Origin of the sequence: Nocardioides sp. (assembly GCF_014360585.1) — a bacterium.
In the GTDB taxonomy this organism is placed as follows: Bacteria; Actinomycetota; Actinomycetes; order Propionibacteriales; family Nocardioidaceae; genus Nocardioides.
In genome coordinates this window covers 24,180-40,936 of sequence record NZ_JACIXG010000046.1, presented here as the reverse complement: position 1 = coordinate 40,936, position 16,757 = coordinate 24,180, and the positions used below count along the sequence as shown (strand labels likewise).

Genomic DNA, 16,757 nt, shown 5'->3' with positions numbered 1-16,757 from the left:
TTCGACACCCCGATGCTGTGGTCGATCGGCTTCCTGACGACCTTCCTCTTCGGTGGTCTGACCGGCATCATCCTGGCGAGCCCGCCGCTCGACTTCCAGGTCTCCGACTCCTACTTCGTGGTCGCCCACTTCCATTACACGGTCTTCGGGACCGTCGTGTTCGCAATGTTCGCCGGGTTCTACTTCTGGTGGCCGAAGATGACCGGCCGGATGCTCGACGAGCGCCTCGGCAAGGTCCACTTCTGGCTGCTGTTCGTCGGCTTCCACACCACCTTCCTGGTCCAGCACTGGCTCGGCGTCGACGGCATGCAGCGACGCATCGCCGACTACCTGCCCAGCGACGGATTCACCTTCCTGAACCAGGTCTCAACCATGGGCGCGTTCCTGCTGAGCCTGTCGATGCTGCCCTTCTTCTACAACCTCTACATCTCCCGCAAGGCACCGCTGGTGACCGTGGACGACCCCTGGGGCTGGGGCCGCTCGCTGGAGTGGGCAACAGCCTGCCCCGCGCCGCGCCACAACTTCACCTCCATCCCGAAGATCCGCTCGGAGTCCCCGGCCTTCGACCTCCACCACCCCGAGATCGCCGCGCTGGAGACGAAGCAGCCCGCCCAGGCCGCACACGACGGCGAGCGCCGGTGAGGAAGAGCAGCAAGAAGGTGGGCTGACCGATCCGCCCACCTTCGTATCCTCCCGGAATTCCCACAAGTCGCGCTGCTGATCGTCCCGCTGTCGTTGCTGCGAATATGCCCCGACTGAGGCTGAAGGCCAACGTTCGGCCGATCGCCCATCTTCAGGACTGGCACCCGTTGACAGCGACCAAGCTGCCTACGCAGAACGGAACACGCCGAAGCGAGGCCTGACCTTCAGCAATCGCCATCGTGCCCGTGCGGCCGCCGCGTTCTCCTGAAGGCGATCCAGCCTGCTGCGGCGGCCACAATGGTCAAGACCAGCCAGGCTGGGATGTGCTCGGTCCACTCAGAGATCTTCTGCTGGGCGATGAACTCCAGGTCGGTTAGGTCGCCGAAGCCGAGTGCCCCAGTCAGCCCGGCTGTCCCGTCGTAGCGGAGGAACAGCGCACCTATCGCCACGAACAGCAACCCCGACGCCAGGTTAGTGGTGTGGACGGTGAAGATCCCCCAGTGCCACGACCGGCCGCGCAGCCACTTCTTGTGACCGAGGTCAAACCGATCCCACAGCAAGGCGAGCACGAATACCGGCATCGCCATGCCTAAGGCGTAGACGGCCAGCAGGACCCCGCCGTGCCAGGGCGAACCCTGCGTAGCGGCGACGGTGAGAATGGCGCCCAGGACAGGGCCGGAGCAGAATCCGGCCAGTCCATAGACAGCCCCGAGCAGGGCCGTCGAGACCCATCCGGTGCCGCCGCGTCGAGCCACGGCGTTGTTGAGCCGTTGCGCGAACGGGAGTGTGAACCCGCGGCCGAGGAGCTGCATGACTCCGAACCCGATGATCAGCCAGCCCGCGACGCTGATCAGCGTCGCGCGGTGTCCATAAAAGAAGGTACTGGCAGCGCCGGCGCCGGTGCCAAGCGGGACCAAGGTGGCACACAGGCCGAGGTAGAAGACGGAGGTGCGTCCCAGCAACGCCCGCGTCGTGCCGAACGCATAGGCGAAAAAGGACGGCACCAGAAGTGCGCTGCACGGCGAGAGCAGTGCGAGGACGCCGGCTGCCAGTGCCGCGATCAGGCTCACTTCTGTCATGAGCCGTCTGCGTCCGTCTCCTCCGCGGCCTTCTCGATAGCCTGCTCGAAGACTTCGGTGGGCTGGGCGCCGATGACCGGCACGCCGTTGATGATGAAGGCAGGCGTCCCGGTCACCCCGATCGCCTGGCCTTCGGCGAGGTCCTGCTTGATCGCATCCTTTGTGCCGCGAGCGACCATGTCCTTGCGGAATTCGTTGGTGTCCAGGTCGAGGTCGTCGGCAATCGAGACCAGGTAGTCCTCTGTCAGCTTTCCGCTGTTAGGCGGCAGCTGGTTGTCGTACATGAGCTTGCTGAACTCCCAAAACTTGCCCTGGGCAGCCGCCGCGCGGCCAGCCTGGGCAGCCGTAGTCGACTCAGGCCCGAGGTAGGGGAAATCTCGCCACTCGATGCGCAGCACCCCGGAGTCGACGTACTTCTCGACGAGGATCGGCTCCGTGTCTCGGGCGTACTTGCCGCAGAACGGGCACTGGAACTCGGAGTAGGAGATCATCACGACCGGTGCATCCACATCGCCGAGCGCCATCGGGTCGCCCTCCTCGCCCCTGACCAGCTGCGCCCAAGCGTCGTCGAGAGCATGGCCCTCGGCCTGGGCGCCCGCCGCACCTGTCCCGCTCTCCGCCGCTGTTGGCCCGTCGCTCCCCTCGCCTCGGGAGGTGACGAGAGTAAGGACCACCGCAACAAGGGCTACCGCGGCGACTACTAGCGGGACGATGGGGCTCTTGCGGGTCGCGGACGCATCAGGCATGAGAACTACCTCCAGAGACAGGGGTCTCGGTGTCAATAGACGGGGCGTGGTCGTTGGACGGGGCGTGGTCGGTGTTGAGGGTGTTGGTGGTGACCGGGCAGGACAGCTCTCCTTTGAGCCGCACATGCAAGGCCCACAGCAGGAGCACCACGGCGAGCAACTGCAGGAACGGTTGGACGGGCTCGAACCAGGTGAGGGCTCCCGCGCTCCCGAGCAGCAACAGCACCAGCTTGTTGCAGACCGGGCAGCCGACGGCGAAGTACGTCAGCAGTCCGCCGACCCAGCCCCGGCGACGTCCCTGATCCTCGATGGCGCTAGGAGCGTCAACATAGGTTGCAACGAGCAGTCCCCCGAGAAGCGAGGAAGTCGCGAGCGCCGGCCAGGACCACCAGGTCGGCGCGATCTCCCTGCCGAACAGCGGGTTGGGGACCAAGTCAGTTGGAATCGCCACGAGAACCGTGAAGACCAGCGCGGCGCCGGCAGCAACTAGCCACCTGCGTCGCGACCAGTTCAGAGGCCCACGCCACGCGCGACGCCATCCGCCGACCTGACCGAGCTCCGTCCCGCCTCGAGCGCGGTTCACACTGACACCTCGCCGTTCTCAACCTCACGGTTCTCGACCAAGCCGGTCTCGACCGGGTGCCCGTGAGTGCGCCACTCCAGCATGCCGTCCTCGAGCCGACGTGCGGCAACTCCGCTGGCGGCGAGAAGGCGCACCGCGTCATGGGCCATCACGCAGAAGCTGCCTCGGCAGTACGTCACGACCTGCTGTGCCTTCCGAAGTAGCTTGGCATCGTCGGGCAGGGCAGACAGCGGCACACTGACGGCGCCAGGGATGTGCCCGGCCCGGTACTCCTCGCAGGGCCGGACATCGAGAAGCGTGACCTGCTCGTTGCGCATCAACTCCACCAGTTCTTCTCGTGAGAGCGTCCCGACCTCACTGTCGCCGGGAAGGCCCAGATAGGCGGCACGTGCTCGGTCGACGTCGGCTGAGCGGTGAAGAGCCACCGTACGAAGCCGGTCATACACATCCGCCACGTCATCTCCAGCCAGCCGGTAGTACACCTTGGTTCCCTCGCGCCGGGTCGCGACCAGATTGGCCAGCTTGAGCACTTGCAGGTGTGCCGAGACACTGGTCAGCCCCATGTCCGCAGTCCGGGCCAAGGACTCCACCGTTCGCTCGCCCTGCGCGAGCAGATCCATCAGCTCCAGTCGCCGCGGGCTCCCCAGAGCTTTGCCCACCACGGCCAGCCCATCGAAAAGCGCCCGGCGCCGCTCAATCGCTGCCACGCTCGCGGGTGAAGGTGGCCGCTCGGCGGCGGTCACCGGGACGCCTCATGGGCTGTAGACGTGCGGGGAAGCCTGCGCCCACACCAGAAAGCCGTCTCGTCTCGGGCCACATCCCCGCAGACCAGATCTCCGCCGAAGTCTTCGACCACGCCGTTCGACACAGCCGCGAAGCCCGGCCGCAGCTCAGGGGCGGACATAGGCCCAGCCCTCGCGCTGGCGCACCACCAGATGCGCAATCCCCGACTCCACCACACTGACGCCCGACAGCAGCCGATCGCGAGCAACTCCGTGACGCTGCATGGTGTTGCCGCATGCGTCCACGCGCACCCCTCGAGAGATCAAACCTAGAACTTCTTCCGAGACCGGAGAGCCGGTAGTCACCGCGGACAACCCGGCAGCGTGGGCGACCAGCTCGATCGAACACCTGGGTTCGAGTGCTGCCAGAAGGTTCTCGATGTTTCGCACCACCATCGTCATCTTGTCCCTTTCGCCCTCGGCGAGCTGGACGACAACCCCATCCGCAACCTCATGCCCTGCGCGCACAGTCCCTCCTCCAACGACCTTTATCCATGGATTTTTGGAGAATGTACAGGTGTCGAGAGACGAACCCAAGTCACCCGAGCGCACCGAGCGTGATCCTGGGTCTCTTGTCGGATCGATGTGGTGCCACAGGCCGGCCCGGCGCGAAGGTCGCCGCTCGGCCCGCTGACGGAGATCACGGACATCACGCGTAGGTGCGTATCTCGAGGCCTTTGAGGGGGTACTGGGGCGGCTCGAAAGGAACCCTAGGAGGGGATGTCCCGTGTCCACCGATGCCCAGTCTGCCAACGCGATGACCGAGCCGCGAAGCCTGATGACACCGGGAATCGTCCTCGGCGTTGGGGCTGGCGGGTTCGTTGACGGGATCCTGTTGCACCAGTTGCTGCAGTGGCATCACATGTTGACCTCCACGAACACCGACAACGTCGGTATCCGCTACTACCCAGAAACCACCGTGCACGGCCTGCAGATGAACACCGTGTGGGACGGTCTCTTCCACACCTTCACCTGGGTCATGGTCCTGCTCGGGATCGCCCTGCTCTACTCCCGTGTCCAGCACTCCCGAGGCAGGGTGTGGGTCGCCCGAGCCCTGTGGGGCTGGATCCTTGTCGGATGGGGCGTATTCAACCTGGTCGAAGGAATCATCGACCATCACATACTTGGAATCCACCACGTGCGCAGCGGAGACAACCAGATGGCGTGGGACCTGGCCTTCCTCGCTCTCGGGGTGCTCCTGGTGATCGCAGGATGGCTGCTGCAACGCGGCGCCAGCTACACCGACGCCACGAAGTCGCCGAACCGCCCCACCACCACCCGCTCCTGAGGTCGCCGTGAGTTCCATCATCACCGCGATGCCCCGCGCCCAGGCAGACGTACTCGCCCACGGGCCAGAGGGGCACAACACCGGGATATGGACCGACACCGTAGGCGTTCTGAGCGTCTGGTTTCCGCTGTTGCTGGTCGCTTCCTTGGCCATCGGCTACCTATGGTTGAGTCTGCGTGAACGAGGTCGCCGTGGCTGGCCCATGCACCGGATAGCGCTCTACCTATTCGGCTCGGCCCTCATCATATTTGCTTTGAGCCCTGGAATCGACGGCTACGCCGACCGTGACTTCGGCGGCCACATGGCCCAGCACCTGCTGCTGGCCATGATCGCTCCCTTGGCCCTTGTGCTGGCAGCACCCATCACGCTGTTACTGCGCCAACTCCCCCACCGCCAAGCACGACGACTAGGCCGGCTGCTGCACACGCGCTTCATCCGCGCGCTCTCCCACCCCTTCTTGGCACTGGTGCTGACCAGTGGCGGCCTGATCGCCCTCTACTTCACCCCGCTGTACGCACTGAGCACTGAGCACGACGCCGTCCACATCGCCGTCCACGCCCACCTCCTCGCCTCAGGACTGCTGTTCGCCTGGGCGATCGCAGGCCCCGACCCCTCCCCGGGCCGTGCCTCGGTACGCCTGAGACTGGTGGTCCTCGCCGTTTCTATCGCGATCCACTCAACAGTGGCCCAACTGATCTTCGCCGGCCTCCTTGTCCAGGTCAGGGAGCCCATCGCCGAGATGCAGGCTGCGGGGAACCTGATGTACTTCGGAGGCGACATCGCGGAGCTGCTGCTCGCCGTGGCCCTTCTCCTCACCTGGAAGACAGCACCATCCTCAACGCGCTCAGGTCATCGGTCGTCGCGAGCGCGCCACGAGCGCCTGGCTCGAACTGCCACTCCTGAAGGGGCATGAGCACAGCTGTGTTGACGGACCTGCTGCCATTGGCCACGACCCTGGAACCTGAGGGTCTCCTTCCCGCGCGCCAGCAGATGGCGCTCTCGCTGGGATGGCACATCGTCCTAGCTTGTTTCGGGGTCGCGTTCCCAGCGATGATCTTCGTCGCGCACTGGCGCGGGATCGCGCGCGGGGACGCGGTAGCTCTCGGCCTCGCCCAGCGCTGGGCGAAAGTGTCGGCGGTGCTCTTCGCGATCGGCGCGGTCTCCGGCACGGTGCTGAGCTTCGAGATGGGTTTGTTGTGGCCGGGGCTGATGGGTGAATTCGGCGATGTGCTCGGGTTGCCGTTCGCGCTCGAGGGCCTTTCGTTCTTCGTCGAGGCGATCTTCCTCGGGATCTACCTCTATGGTTGGGGCAGGATGCCGCCACGTCAACACCTGCTGATGGTGATACCGATGGCGATCGCCGGTGTGGTCGGCACATTCTGCGTGATCTCGGTCAATGCCTGGATGAACGCACCTAGTGGTTTTCGCATCATCGATGGAGAGGTCACAGACATCGACCCGTGGGCAGCGATGTTCAACGGCATCGTCGTCCTCCAGTTCGCCCAAGGACTACCCCAAGCTTCGCCAATCGCGTCGCCGCAGCGGCTCCAAAGGTGATGCCACCGCAACCTCACCACTCGATGGTCACTCCCGTTGTTCCCCGAGGCGCCGGACTGTCCGTTACGTTGCCCACGAACACACGCTCGACAGCGGACGCTGTCGCGCGGCTCCTTACCCGGTTGCAAAGGCCGAACCCGGTGGGAGTGCCGCAAGTCTTGGCCTATCCCGGTAGATCCCCGTCTGCCGGGGCAGACCTCTTTCATTCCCGCTCCTCTGGGCCACTCGCGGGCCTCCGTCGTCCCTGGGGTGTGTGACCATGACGATCCACAAGCTGGCCGCGGGCTCGGGGTATGAGTACCTGACCCGGCAGGTGGCGGCTGGCGACTCCACCGAGCTCGGCAGCACCGCGTTGGCTGACTACTACGAAGCCGAGGGCGAGGCACCTGGCCAGTGGGTCGGGGCAGGGCTCGCCGCGTTCGCCGGAGACGGGATCGGCTCGGGCGATGTGGTGACGGCCGGGCAGATGGGGCACCTGTTCGGTGCCGGGGAGCATCCGGTCGCTGGGCGGCCGTTGGGTCGGCGGACACGGTCGGATGGAGTGGCTGGGTTCGACCTGACCTTCAGTCCGGTGAAGTCGGTTTCGGCGCTGTGGGCGGTCGCGCCACCCGAGATTGCGCGGGCGATCGAGCAGGCCCACGATGCCGCTGTCCACGACGCGTTGGCCTATGTCGAGCACGACGTGCTGTTCACCCGGGAAGGGACCGATGGGGTCCGGCAGGTCGAGACCCGGGGTCTGATCGCGGCGGCGTTCCGTCACCGGGACTCGCGTGCCGGCGACCCGGACCTCCACACTCATGTGGCTGTCGCGAACAAGGTGCAGGCGAAACACTCGGGTCGATGGCTGACGGTCTACGGGCGTGTGTTGTTTCAGCACACGGTGGCGATCTCGGAGACGTACAACACCGCGCTCGAGTATCGGCTCGGTGAAGCGCTCGGTGTCACGTTCACTGAGCGTGCGAATCCTCGAGAGCGGCGCCCGGTCCGCGAGGCCGTGGGTGTCTCCGCCCGTCTGTGTCGATTGTGGTCGCGGCGAGCCAGGGACATCGACCGCCGCGAGAACGACCTGGTGACCGCGTTCGTCGTCGAGCACGGTCGGCCGCCGACCGAGCCGGAACGGCTCCGGCTGGTGCAGCAGGCCAATCTCGAGACGCGTGCCCCCAAGCACGAACCGCGCGCCGAGGCCGATCAGCGACGACTTTGGCGCCGCCAGGCATCGGAGTTCCTGGGGAGCGAGTCGACCCTCGATGCGATGATCCGTACGGCGCTGGACGTGTCTCGGTCGGATCGCGGTCCGCGCTCTGGCGGACCCATGGAAGCGCATCTGATCCGGGCAATGGCGGTCGCCGTGATCACCGAGCTCGAAACCCGTCGAGCGACCTGGCAGAGCTGGCACCTACGGGCCGAGGCCGAACGCCAAGTACGAATGGCGGGATCTGGCAGGGTCGCCGCCGACGACTTACCCGCCCTGGTTGATGATGTTGTGGTCGCGGCCGTGGGGATGTCGGTGCCTCTCACACCCGATGATGATCCCGTCCTTCTGAGGGCCGATCTTCGCGAGCCGGGTGGCCTGCGGCGCTCAGACGGAACCAGTGTCTACCGGCACACCGGTGCTGATCACTACACCAGTCAGCGGATCCTTCAAGCCGAACAGCTGCTGGTCGACGCGGCCGGGTTGGGTAGCGACTTCGCGTTCTCTCCGGAGGAGATCGACATCGTCCTGGCGGCCAGCACGGTCGCCGGGGTGCGGCTCAATGACGGGCAACGTGCGCTGGTGCATGCGCTGGCCGGCGGCCACCGGGTCCGGCTCGCCCTAGCGCCTGCGGGGTCGGGGAAGACCACCGCGGTCGAGGTCTTGGCTGCGGTGTGGACGGCCAACGGCTATGACGCGATCGGGCTGGCCCCGTCCGCGGCCGCCGCGAAGGTACTCCAGGACGCCACTGGCCTGCCGTGCGAGACCCTCGCCAAGATCGACGACGAGATCCTCACCCACAACCACGCCGGTCGAGACCATCGCAACGGACTGAGCACCCGCATCGGGCCCGAGACCCTGGTCGTGATCGACGAGGCAGGGATGGCCGACACCCTGACCCTCGACCGCGTGGTCACCTTCTGCCTCTCACGCGGTGCCATGATCCGGCTCTTGGGCGATGACCAGCAACTCTCAGCGGTCGGTGCCGGTGGTGTGCTGCGGGATATCGCCCACCGGCACGGTGCCGACCGGCTCGAGGAGGTCGTACGCTTCATCGATCCCGGCGAGGCCGCAGCCTCCCTCGACCTTCGCGACGGCGACCGGGCCGCGATCGGGTTCTACCTCGACCACGACCGCGTCCACACCGGCGACGAGGACACGACGATGGCCGAGGTCCTCGCCGCCTGGCAACACGACCGAGAGCATGGCCTGGACGCACTCATGCTGGCGCCCACACGAGACATGGTCGCCACCCTCAACCAACTGGCACGCACCCAGCGTCTCGGCGGCGTCGACCCGCGGACCCAGGTCGAGCTGGCCGATGGCAACCAGGCATCCGTCGGCGACACGATCATCACCCGCCACAACCAGCGGCGTCTCGCGGTTTCTGGCACCGACTGGGTCAAGAACGGTGACCGCTGGACCATCACCCGCGTCCGCCGTGGCACATTGACCGTCCGCCACGCCACCACCGGCCTGACCGCGGTGCTGCCCGCTGACTATGTGGCCGACCATGTCGAGCTCGGCTACGCCTCGACCGTCCACACCGCCCAAGGCCTCACCACCGACGTCGTCCACGGGATCGTCGATGGCCGCGAGGACCGGCAGATGCTGTACACGATGCTGACCCGCGGCCGGCTTGAGAACCATGTCCATGTGGTGCTCGAACCGGTCGATCCGGTCGATGCCGATCGGGAGCAGTGCACGCTGCCAGGGATAGAGGAGCAGCTGACCGCGATCCAGGTCCTCGACGAGGTGGTGGCTCGTGACGGGGCTGCGGTCTCGGCCACCACCACGCTCCGCCGCGGTCGCAGCTGGTCCACCCAGCTCCACGACGCCTCCGTACGTTATGGCGACGCGGTCACCACCGGAGCACAACGGGTGCTCGGAAGCGGTTGGGAGGAAGCCATCGAGGCGGCGGGCGTGGGCCCGCTCCCCTGGCTCCCGTCAGTTCCCGCTGGCCTCGCGCGCGACGAGTCGTGGGGTCCCTACCTCGCCGCGCGCGCCCGGCACGTCGAGGTGACCGCAGACGGCTTCCTCAACCACGCACATGGCGCCGACGCACCGACTGCGATGAAGAACGGGAAGCGTCCCGCCTGGATCGCCCGGTATGCCGATGTCCTCGGCGACCTCCACGACACCGTGGCGCTGTGGCGGGCTGCCCACGACGTGCCGGAGGACGATCCGCGCCCGACCGGGCCAGCCGTCAACGACCCGATCGCCGCTCGTTTCCAACGCCACCTGTTACGGCAGCTCACCGTTCGCCACAGCGACTCGGTCCGCCGCTGGCACGAACTGATCATCCACCGGACAGGAACCCCAGCCCAGGACGACCACACCAGAGGCGAGGCCATCGAACTCGCCCGCATGCTCGACACACTCCATCGCCGCGGCCACGACGCCAGCGGACTGCTCGACCGTGCCCTCGCCAGCCGTGCTCTGCCCGAGAGCCATGCCATCGCCGCCCTGACCTACCGCATCCGCAAACTCACCCCACACGACCCGCTTCAGTCACGACGCGAGTCAGCCGGGCACGCTAGCCCCTCGGCATTCGGCCTGTGACCCACCCCGTCACGTTCGGACCCTATCTCGCTCCAAGAGAGCCTCGTCTTCTGGGAAGTCTGCCGATTCCCCACAGGTCCCTCGCCACGGTGAAGGTCTTGACGACGCTGTCTCGGCAGCAGCATCCGCTGCGTGCGGTGCAGAAGTCCTGCGTTCGCGGCCTCGCAGTCGGATCGCGCCCGGAGCCGGTCTACCCGCGGTTCTGCTCGATGGTCCCCGAATCATCGCCCTAGGCTCAGGGCACGTGACAGCACGACTCAATGACACCCAGTTGGCGGTGCTCAACTGGCTTGCGAGGGATCCCGGTGCCGGCGAAGCGACGAACCCGCAGCGGCTGACCGCACGCGCTCTGGAGAGGCGAAGGCTCGTCAAGATCAGGGGCCGTGGACCCCGATGGCATGCAACGCTCACAACCGCCGGCCTCCATTACCTCGAGCATGGGGCATACCCGCCCGGCCACTTCTGGTCGCAACCCGATCCGGTGTCCAAGGCGCCTGCAACAACACCGGCACGCGAGCGGCCTGGGAAGAAGAAGGAGGCCAAACCCGAGGTCGACCTCACCATCGACTCGCCAGCCGGTAAGCGACGCCGAGGAGGCCGGCCAGCAGGAGACGCGCTGTTTTCTGGCGACGTGAGCGATCCGTACGATGAGAAGATCCTCATCACTGTCAAGGAGGCCGCGTGGATGCTCAGTCTCCCTGAGCATGCGATCCGTCAGGCAGTCTCGCTCGGTGATCTTGACCGCGTCTTCATCGGCGAGGGCGCGAGGAACTATCGGATCGTGTACGGATCGCTGCTCGCCTGGGTGAACTCGATGCCGCGAGAGTCCAGGAAAGGCTGGTGGTGAAGATGCGGCCCGAGCACTGGGAGCCGCCCGACCCGCCCAAACTGCTCGTATCGGCCCGACGGGTTGCAGAGGAGTTGGACGTCCCCATCTGGAAGGCCAACGAGATCTGCTGGTGCCTCGACAGGCGCTTCTACGCCCCAGGCCAGACCCACTACCGGGTCACCCGAGCATCACTCGACGCCTTCAAGGCACTCCTGGCTGACGGCATGACGACCCTCGGCGCACGGTCGGTCATGTGGCACTTCAAGCAACGGGGAAGCTTGCCGCCGCCAGATCTCGGCAAAGAAGAGCGAGACTGGATCTACTGGCACTCCCGACAACGCCGGCCGAACCGCCGCTGGTGAGAATCGAACCGCTGCCAGGCGCCAAACCTCATGCAGACTCCACAGGATCGTGTCATCACGACCTGCCGGGTCAGGCTGCACCGATCTCCCGGCCCTTCTGCTCTGAACACCCACGCTCCCAGCTGGTGTCGTCGGTCCACACCGCGGCATAGATCTTCAGCCGGTCCAACGAACGCGCAGCGCGTCGCCGCAGCGTACGGGCCGCCTGTGGGTGGTCGCGGGCTACCAGCTCGACGGCCGCAGGTGTGGTCAAGCCGAGTCGTCCGCGACGTGGCGGTGCGCTAACGGTCTCGGCGGCGGCGGCGAGCTCGTGGAGTAGGCGCACATCCTCCTCCTCGACAGCGTGGTCGCGGATTGCCTGGTCGAGGAACTCACACAACTCCACCTCCGGCGCGACCTCCCCCTCCAGGTCTGCGCGATCGTTGGCGAAGCTCGCGAGCATGGCAAGCTCGTCAGTGAGCAGCACATGCTTCCAGTGGCGGTCGGCACGGCTGCCGACACCGAGGGAGGCTGTGACCTCGCGTCGGGTCGCGTTCAGGAGTGCCCGGGCCAGCCACGGCGTTCGTAACCGATGCGCCTGACAGGCCTGCACCCACAGCTCGGAGGCGACCAGTGCATCGATGTCGAGCGACAGGTCGCTCAGCCCTTCTGCGACCCTGCACGCTCCAGGGATCAGGAGCCACACCAGGGCTGCGACTGCTGACCGGTCGCTGGCGGTGAGAGTCGCCAGAGTCCGTAACACCGCCGTCTTGTCCGCGACATCGGCCTTGCGGGTCCATTCTCTGAGGTCCGCGAGGTCATCGACCACGGCCAGGCGCGGGTCGACGGCGCACCATCGTTCCCATCCTTCTCGCGCTTCGGCGAGCAGCGGTGACGCTGGATCGTCGAGTCCAAACTGGTCTGCAACGCTCATCGAGTCCCCCATTCCTGGTTGTCACCAGGTAGGTGCACCGCACAAAGACGCCTCTTGAGCGTGCCAGATCCGAAGAGTTATGTTTTGGTATGGCCATCGGCCACGAGGGCTCGCTGTTGAAGGCCGCTCGCGTTGCTCGCGGGCTGACCCAAGAGACGCTCGCGCGCCGAAGCGGAACGTCACAGCCATCGCTGTCGGCCTACGAACGTGGCACGAAGTCGCCCACCCTGGCGGTCCTGGAGCGGATCTTGCGCTGCCTCGACTTCGAGCTCGCTCTAAACGAGCGGATCATCTTCCACCAGATCGAGGTCGCTGGGCCCGGGCGATCCACGGCCCTGGTGCCGAACCGGCTGTGGCGGTTGTCGCCCGAGCGGTGCTTCGCGCCGCTATGGGTATGGCACGGTCGCGATCACAAGGTGTTCTCCCTGGGTGACCGCGACAAGCGGGCTGCTGGTTATGCCTGGCTGTTGCGCTACGGCGACGAAACGCAGCTCTTCGAGCACCTCGACGCTGCACTTCTGGTCGACGTATGGCCCGATCTGGTTGACGGCCTGCCTCCGGAGATTTGCGAGGCGTGGTGGCCGTTGATCGGCTGGACCAAGGATCAAGCCATCGAGGAGCTGATCCTCGCCGACGCTCAGGCATGGGGGCAGGACTACCGACGCCGAACCGCGACCCGCGCGAAGAGGCTGCGGGTGTTCCGGCGGCTGGCCGAATACGGGTTGGACCCCGATCAGATCCGAGCGCTGATGCGGCACTGGTGACGGGCCCGGCCATCACCACCGGCGTCGACACGCCCGAACAGCATCACGCGGCGGCGTCACCGTCATCAACCTCCTGCTCGACCCGCGCGATGACGTCGTCCTCCCCGGGGGCGGGCGGGAGGGTGAGCAGGGTGCCGTCGGGGCTCTCCCAGCGGAAGGTGCGCTCCATGTGGGAGGCTGGGGTCCGGTCGATGGTGGTGTCGACCTCGATGTAGAAGCCTTCGGTGATCGCCGATGAGGTGTGGCCCAGGAACGTGGCTGCCGCATCACTGTCCATGCCACGGGCGATGACAGTTGCTCCGGTGCGGCGGTACCAGCGCAGGCTGATCCCGGAGTCACCCAAGCCCGCGTCGACCAGAAACTCGCGGAAGGTGCGGCGTACGTTGGGCGGGACCAGCGGGCCACCGGTGCGGCCGGCGAAGATGGTGCGCTCAGTTGGGACGCCGCGCAGCCGGCGGCGGATCACCGCAGCAGCGAACTCCGGGACCGGGACGAGCCGGTTCGAGGAGTCGGTCTTGGGGCGTTCCTGGCGGAAGGTGCCTTTCTTCTTACGCTGCACCACGGTGCCTGTGACCGCGGCGATCATCCCGGCCGGGCCGTCGGTGATGTCGCAGGGGCGCAGGGCCAGCACCTCGCCCGGGCGCATCGCGGTGCCGAGCAGGATCTCGATGATGTCTCGGACCTGGCCGTCGGGTTTCGGGCCCGGCAGCCCGGGCTGGGTGCGCCAGTTGGCGGCGGCCTCGCGGATCTTGCTGACCTGTTCGAGGGTGAGCGCCTTCGGCTTGTTCTTCACCGCTCGCAGCCGTGAGGTGCCCTGGACGGGGTTGCGGTTGATCGCGTCGTGGCGCAGTGCGTAGCCGAAGAGCAGGTTGAGCACAGTGCGGGTCTTGCGGGCGCGGGAGGGCGAGTCGGCCTCCTGGGCATTGAGTAGCGCCTCCACTCGGCCTGTGGTGAGTTCGGCGAGGGTGAAGTGCTCGAACGCGGGCATGATGTACAGGCGGACTTGGTCGCGGTAGTGGTCCTTGGTGCCGTCGGCCAGCTCCTTGGTCTCCAGGTCAGCGTCCCAGCGTTCGACGAGGGTGGTGAACGGCGCGTCGGGGCGCAGGTCGCCGGCGTGACCGAATCCGGGGCGGCGTAGCAGTCGCTTCTTGAGTTCACGCCGTGCCTGCGGTGCTGTCTCTCGGCTGACCCGAACCTGCCGGACCCTGCCGTCGGCATCGCGCACCCGGGTCTCAGCGATCGTCTTCTCACCCTTACGGCGAGTGGTGATCGTGCCGTAGGTGCCGATGTCGATGCGCGGTCGAGTCATCACCGCTCACCCCCGTCAGCCGGCCTCCGCGTCGGGACGATGACGTTGGGCGTCCTCCTCCTCCAGGCTGGCCAGCCAAGCCTCGATCTCGCCCGCCCGGAACCGAAGTTCGCGGCCGACTCGGAATCCCCGCGGCCCGCGGCCCTGGGAGCGCAGGTCGTAGAGGGTCTGGATGGGGACGTGGAGGTGGGCGCAGAGTTCGGAGAGGGTGAGCACGTCTCCGAACGGCGCAGTCGCGGCGTGGGCGTCGTAGGCGTCGGGGTTGTCGTGGGCGTTGTGGTTGGTGTCCATGCACCCCAAGGCACCGAGCCTGCCGCGAGTGGCCGAGACGGCCCGAGGCACCTCGACCATGTCGTCTCGAGCTGAGCGGTGGTTTGGCTGAATTCGCGGAGTAAACGCGGAGCGGGCATCTGTTCATCCTTGGTTCTGGATGCCGGATGCCCGCTCTGACCTGGTATTTCTTGGTGGAGCTGAGGGGATTCGAACCCCTGGCCTTCTCATTGCGAACGAGACGCGCTACCAACTGCGCCACAGCCCCAAGCGATGAGAAACGTTAGCACCTCGTCGCGGGTGTTACCGAATCAGGATGGCTTCAGGTGCCGGTGGCGCGGGCGCGCGCCGCCTCGGCTGCCTCGGCTGCGGCACGCTCGGCCTCCTCGGCCTGGCGGACGAGCTCGGAGTCGGCGGCGTTGCGACCCGAGCTCCACACGCCGGTGGCGTCCAGGTCGATGGTGCGCACGGTGCGGCGCGGTGCTGCCTCCTTGGAGACGTACGTCGGCAGCGGTGTCTCCACCGGCTTCCAGGAGCCCGCCGGGAGCTGCTCGCCGGTGTCGTCGTGCTCGACGACGGCGACCAGGTCGCCGGTGTCCTGGTCGATGTCGAAGGTGACCCGAGGCGGGGCGGCCGGCCCCGGCTCGGGGACGTCCTCGGGGAACGGGATCCGCGCCCAGACCTCCCGCTGGTGGCGGACGCTGACCCGGCAGGTGACCAGCCAGGCGGCGACCAGCGCGGCCGGGATCGTGATCCACGCCGGCCCGAAGACACCGAAGCCGGCGAGAGCGCTGACCAGGACCAGACCGAAGCCGAGCACACCGAGCACGATGCTGCGGCGCTTGGCCGCGGCGCGAGCCGCGCGGCGGCGTACGGCCATCGGGACGGGCCGCGGAGCGCGCTCCTCGGCCTCATCGACCTCGACCTCCGCCTCGACCTCCGGCTCGGACTTCTTCGACGACTTCTCGGTCACCAGGTCGGTGGAGTCCTTGCTGGTGGCCTCTCGGCGTGCGAGGATCCTGCGGGACTTGGAGATCGCGACGCTCGCCCGGCTCTTGGTCCCATCCTCGGCCGTCGCGTTCTGCTCGAGCGCTTTCGGCACCAAGTACACCGCCCACGCCACGGCGAGGGCGACGAAGATGAGTGCGCTCGGGTCCACGTCAAGAAGCGTAGGAGCCATTACCAGCCCGTAGGCGGACGTGCTGTGGTGTGTCGCGTGTGACTTGTGTGATTTCAGCAGGACACGCCGAAGTCAATGCCTCATTCAGGTGACAAACCTAGTCTGGCCAGCATTCCTTGGTGACATTCTTCAACCGTTATCGCGAAGATACGGTGATCTCTCCAGGCGCCGTCGATATGCAGAAATCGAGGCGCATAGCCGATCTCGTTGATGCCCAGCTTCTCCACGACGCGCAATGAGTTGGTGTTCTCCGGCCGGATGCAGATCTCGATCCGGTGCAGCTTGGCGGTGGTGAAACAGTGGTCGATGACCAGCGCCACTGACAGCGGCATCACCCCTCGCCCGGCGAAGTCCTGGTCGATCCAGTAGCCGATCGAGGCGAACTGCGCCGAGCCGCGCACGATGTTGTTGACCGTGACCTGACCAGCGAAAACACCGTCTACCTCGATCGCGAACGGGTAGGTCACCCCGCGCTTGGCCTGCCGCCGAAGACGACGTACGAGGCTCGCGAAGGTCGTCGGCCGAGCAGTCGATCCCGGCGGCACGGTCGCGTCCCACTGGTGCAGCCAGGCGGCCGAGCGGCGGCGCGCATCGGTCCACGCCTTGGCGTCGGTCCGATCGAGCGGGCGTACGGTCACCGCACCGTGGGAGAGTACGGCGGGCCAGCCGGAATCAGTCATCGGGCCACCTCCGTAGCGC

General features: G+C 66.7%; 18 protein-coding genes and 1 tRNA gene. 8 read left to right on the top strand and 11 right to left on the bottom strand.

What is annotated here, in order from left to right; genetic code table 11:
- The coding region (locus tag H5T77_RS15900) for a cytochrome c oxidase subunit I (protein ID WP_292650827.1) at window positions 1–642 on the top strand (642 nt) is incomplete at its 5' end.
- Between the two features lie 224 nt (window positions 643–866).
- Here H5T77_RS15900 and H5T77_RS15895 read toward each other — a convergent pair.
- From H5T77_RS15895 to H5T77_RS15875, 5 genes are all read right to left on the bottom strand, one after another.
- Window positions 867–1,721 (bottom strand): cytochrome c biogenesis CcdA family protein, encoded by an 855-nt coding sequence (locus H5T77_RS15895; protein WP_008362740.1) that lies wholly within the window; start codon window positions 1,719–1,721, stop codon window positions 867–869.
- Complete coding sequence (locus H5T77_RS15890; protein ID WP_008362742.1) at window positions 1,718–2,467, bottom strand: DsbA family protein; 750 nt, start codon at window positions 2,465–2,467, stop codon at window positions 1,718–1,720. Before H5T77_RS15890 ends, H5T77_RS15895 begins: the two co-directional genes overlap by 4 nt.
- Window positions 2,460–2,918 carry a hypothetical protein gene (locus tag H5T77_RS15885; RefSeq protein ID WP_008362743.1) on the bottom strand — a complete coding sequence of 153 codons (459 nt, stop codon included), beginning with the start codon at window positions 2,916–2,918 and terminating at the stop codon, window positions 2,460–2,462. The genes H5T77_RS15890 and H5T77_RS15885 overlap by 8 nt, the downstream gene beginning before the upstream one ends.
- A gap of 128 nt (window positions 2,919–3,046) precedes the next feature.
- Window positions 3,047–3,793: an ArsR/SmtB family transcription factor gene (locus H5T77_RS15880; RefSeq protein WP_246088256.1), complete on the bottom strand. Its 747-nt coding sequence runs from the start codon at window positions 3,791–3,793 to the stop codon at window positions 3,047–3,049.
- A gap of 147 nt (window positions 3,794–3,940) precedes the next feature.
- Entirely contained in the window at window positions 3,941–4,300 is a 360-nt protein-coding gene (locus H5T77_RS15875; protein WP_008362746.1) for a DsrE family protein, read from the bottom strand.
- 259 nt (window positions 4,301–4,559) lie between these two features.
- On the opposite strand from H5T77_RS15875, the gene H5T77_RS15870 reads away from it, so the two are divergent.
- The 6 genes from H5T77_RS15870 to H5T77_RS15845 all read left to right on the top strand — a co-directional run bounded on the left by H5T77_RS15870 (window position 4,560) and on the right by H5T77_RS15845 (window position 11,622).
- Complete coding sequence (locus H5T77_RS15870) at window positions 4,560–5,120, top strand: DUF2243 domain-containing protein (protein ID WP_008362748.1); 561 nt, start codon at window positions 4,560–4,562, stop codon at window positions 5,118–5,120.
- 28 nt (window positions 5,121–5,148) lie between these two features.
- Window positions 5,149–6,033, top strand: a complete 885-nt coding sequence (locus H5T77_RS15865) for a cytochrome c oxidase assembly protein (RefSeq protein ID WP_141782924.1) — start codon at window positions 5,149–5,151, stop codon at window positions 6,031–6,033.
- Window positions 6,030–6,677 (top strand): cytochrome ubiquinol oxidase subunit I, encoded by a 648-nt coding sequence (locus H5T77_RS15860; RefSeq protein WP_141782167.1) that lies wholly within the window; start codon window positions 6,030–6,032, stop codon window positions 6,675–6,677. The genes H5T77_RS15865 and H5T77_RS15860 overlap by 4 nt, the downstream gene beginning before the upstream one ends.
- A 259-nt stretch (window positions 6,678–6,936) precedes the next feature.
- Window positions 6,937–10,431, top strand: a complete 3,495-nt coding sequence (gene mobF / locus H5T77_RS15855) for a MobF family relaxase (protein ID WP_040756910.1) — start codon at window positions 6,937–6,939, stop codon at window positions 10,429–10,431.
- Window positions 10,432–10,675: 244 nt separating this feature from the next.
- Complete coding sequence (locus H5T77_RS15850) at window positions 10,676–11,278, top strand: hypothetical protein (RefSeq protein WP_008362755.1); 603 nt, start codon at window positions 10,676–10,678, stop codon at window positions 11,276–11,278.
- Entirely contained in the window at window positions 11,272–11,622 is a 351-nt protein-coding gene (locus H5T77_RS15845) for a hypothetical protein (RefSeq protein WP_008362758.1), read from the top strand. Before H5T77_RS15850 ends, H5T77_RS15845 begins: the two co-directional genes overlap by 7 nt.
- Window positions 11,623–11,692: 70 nt before the next feature.
- Here H5T77_RS15845 and H5T77_RS15840 read toward each other — a convergent pair whose 3' ends face one another.
- On the bottom strand, window positions 11,693–12,535 hold the full coding sequence (locus H5T77_RS15840; protein ID WP_141782168.1) for a hypothetical protein: 843 nt from the start codon (window positions 12,533–12,535) through the stop codon (window positions 11,693–11,695).
- Window positions 12,536–12,624: 89 nt separating this feature from the next.
- Here H5T77_RS15840 and H5T77_RS15835 point away from each other — a divergent pair, with 89 nt between their 5' ends.
- Window positions 12,625–13,299: a helix-turn-helix domain-containing protein gene (locus H5T77_RS15835; RefSeq protein WP_008362762.1), complete on the top strand. Its 675-nt coding sequence runs from the start codon at window positions 12,625–12,627 to the stop codon at window positions 13,297–13,299.
- Window positions 13,300–13,342: 43 nt separating this feature from the next.
- Here H5T77_RS15835 and H5T77_RS15830 read toward each other — a convergent pair whose 3' ends face one another.
- The 5 genes from H5T77_RS15830 to H5T77_RS15810 form a co-directional block, all read right to left on the bottom strand.
- A complete protein-coding gene (locus tag H5T77_RS15830; protein ID WP_008362764.1) occupies window positions 13,343–14,608 on the bottom strand; it encodes a site-specific integrase in 1,266 nt (421 codons plus the stop codon).
- A gap of 15 nt (window positions 14,609–14,623) precedes the next feature.
- Window positions 14,624–14,899 (bottom strand): helix-turn-helix transcriptional regulator, encoded by a 276-nt coding sequence (locus H5T77_RS15825; RefSeq protein WP_008362766.1) that lies wholly within the window; start codon window positions 14,897–14,899, stop codon window positions 14,624–14,626.
- Between the two features lie 171 nt (window positions 14,900–15,070).
- Window positions 15,071–15,146: transfer RNA gene (locus tag H5T77_RS15820), tRNA-Ala, on the bottom strand.
- 54 nt (window positions 15,147–15,200) lie between these two features.
- Entirely contained in the window at window positions 15,201–16,037 is an 837-nt protein-coding gene (gene sepX / locus H5T77_RS15815) for a divisome protein SepX/GlpR (RefSeq protein ID WP_292650812.1), read from the bottom strand.
- Window positions 16,038–16,138: 101 nt separating this feature from the next.
- Window positions 16,139–16,696 carry a GNAT family N-acetyltransferase gene (locus H5T77_RS15810; RefSeq protein WP_366816632.1) on the bottom strand — a complete coding sequence of 186 codons (558 nt, stop codon included), beginning with the start codon at window positions 16,694–16,696 and terminating at the stop codon, window positions 16,139–16,141.
- Window positions 16,697–16,757 lie beyond the last annotated feature (61 nt).

Coding starts and splice junctions, on each gene's coding strand:
- H5T77_RS15825 (WP_008362766.1), bottom strand. CDS start 14,899: ATGGACACCAACCACAACGCCCACGACAACCCCGACGCCTACGACGCC.
- H5T77_RS15865 (WP_141782924.1), top strand. CDS start 5,149: ATGCCCCGCGCCCAGGCAGACGTACTCGCCCACGGGCCAGAGGGGCAC.
- H5T77_RS15840 (WP_141782168.1), bottom strand. CDS start 12,535: ATGAGCGTTGCAGACCAGTTTGGACTCGACGATCCAGCGTCACCGCTG.
- H5T77_RS15890 (WP_008362742.1), bottom strand. CDS start 2,467: ATGCCTGATGCGTCCGCGACCCGCAAGAGCCCCATCGTCCCGCTAGTA.
- H5T77_RS15835 (WP_008362762.1), top strand. CDS start 12,625: ATGGCCATCGGCCACGAGGGCTCGCTGTTGAAGGCCGCTCGCGTTGCT.
- H5T77_RS15830 (WP_008362764.1), bottom strand. CDS start 14,608: ATGACTCGACCGCGCATCGACATCGGCACCTACGGCACGATCACCACT.
- H5T77_RS15860 (WP_141782167.1), top strand. CDS start 6,030: ATGAGCACAGCTGTGTTGACGGACCTGCTGCCATTGGCCACGACCCTG.
- H5T77_RS15895 (WP_008362740.1), bottom strand. CDS start 1,721: ATGACAGAAGTGAGCCTGATCGCGGCACTGGCAGCCGGCGTCCTCGCA.
- mobF (WP_040756910.1), top strand. CDS start 6,937: ATGACGATCCACAAGCTGGCCGCGGGCTCGGGGTATGAGTACCTGACC.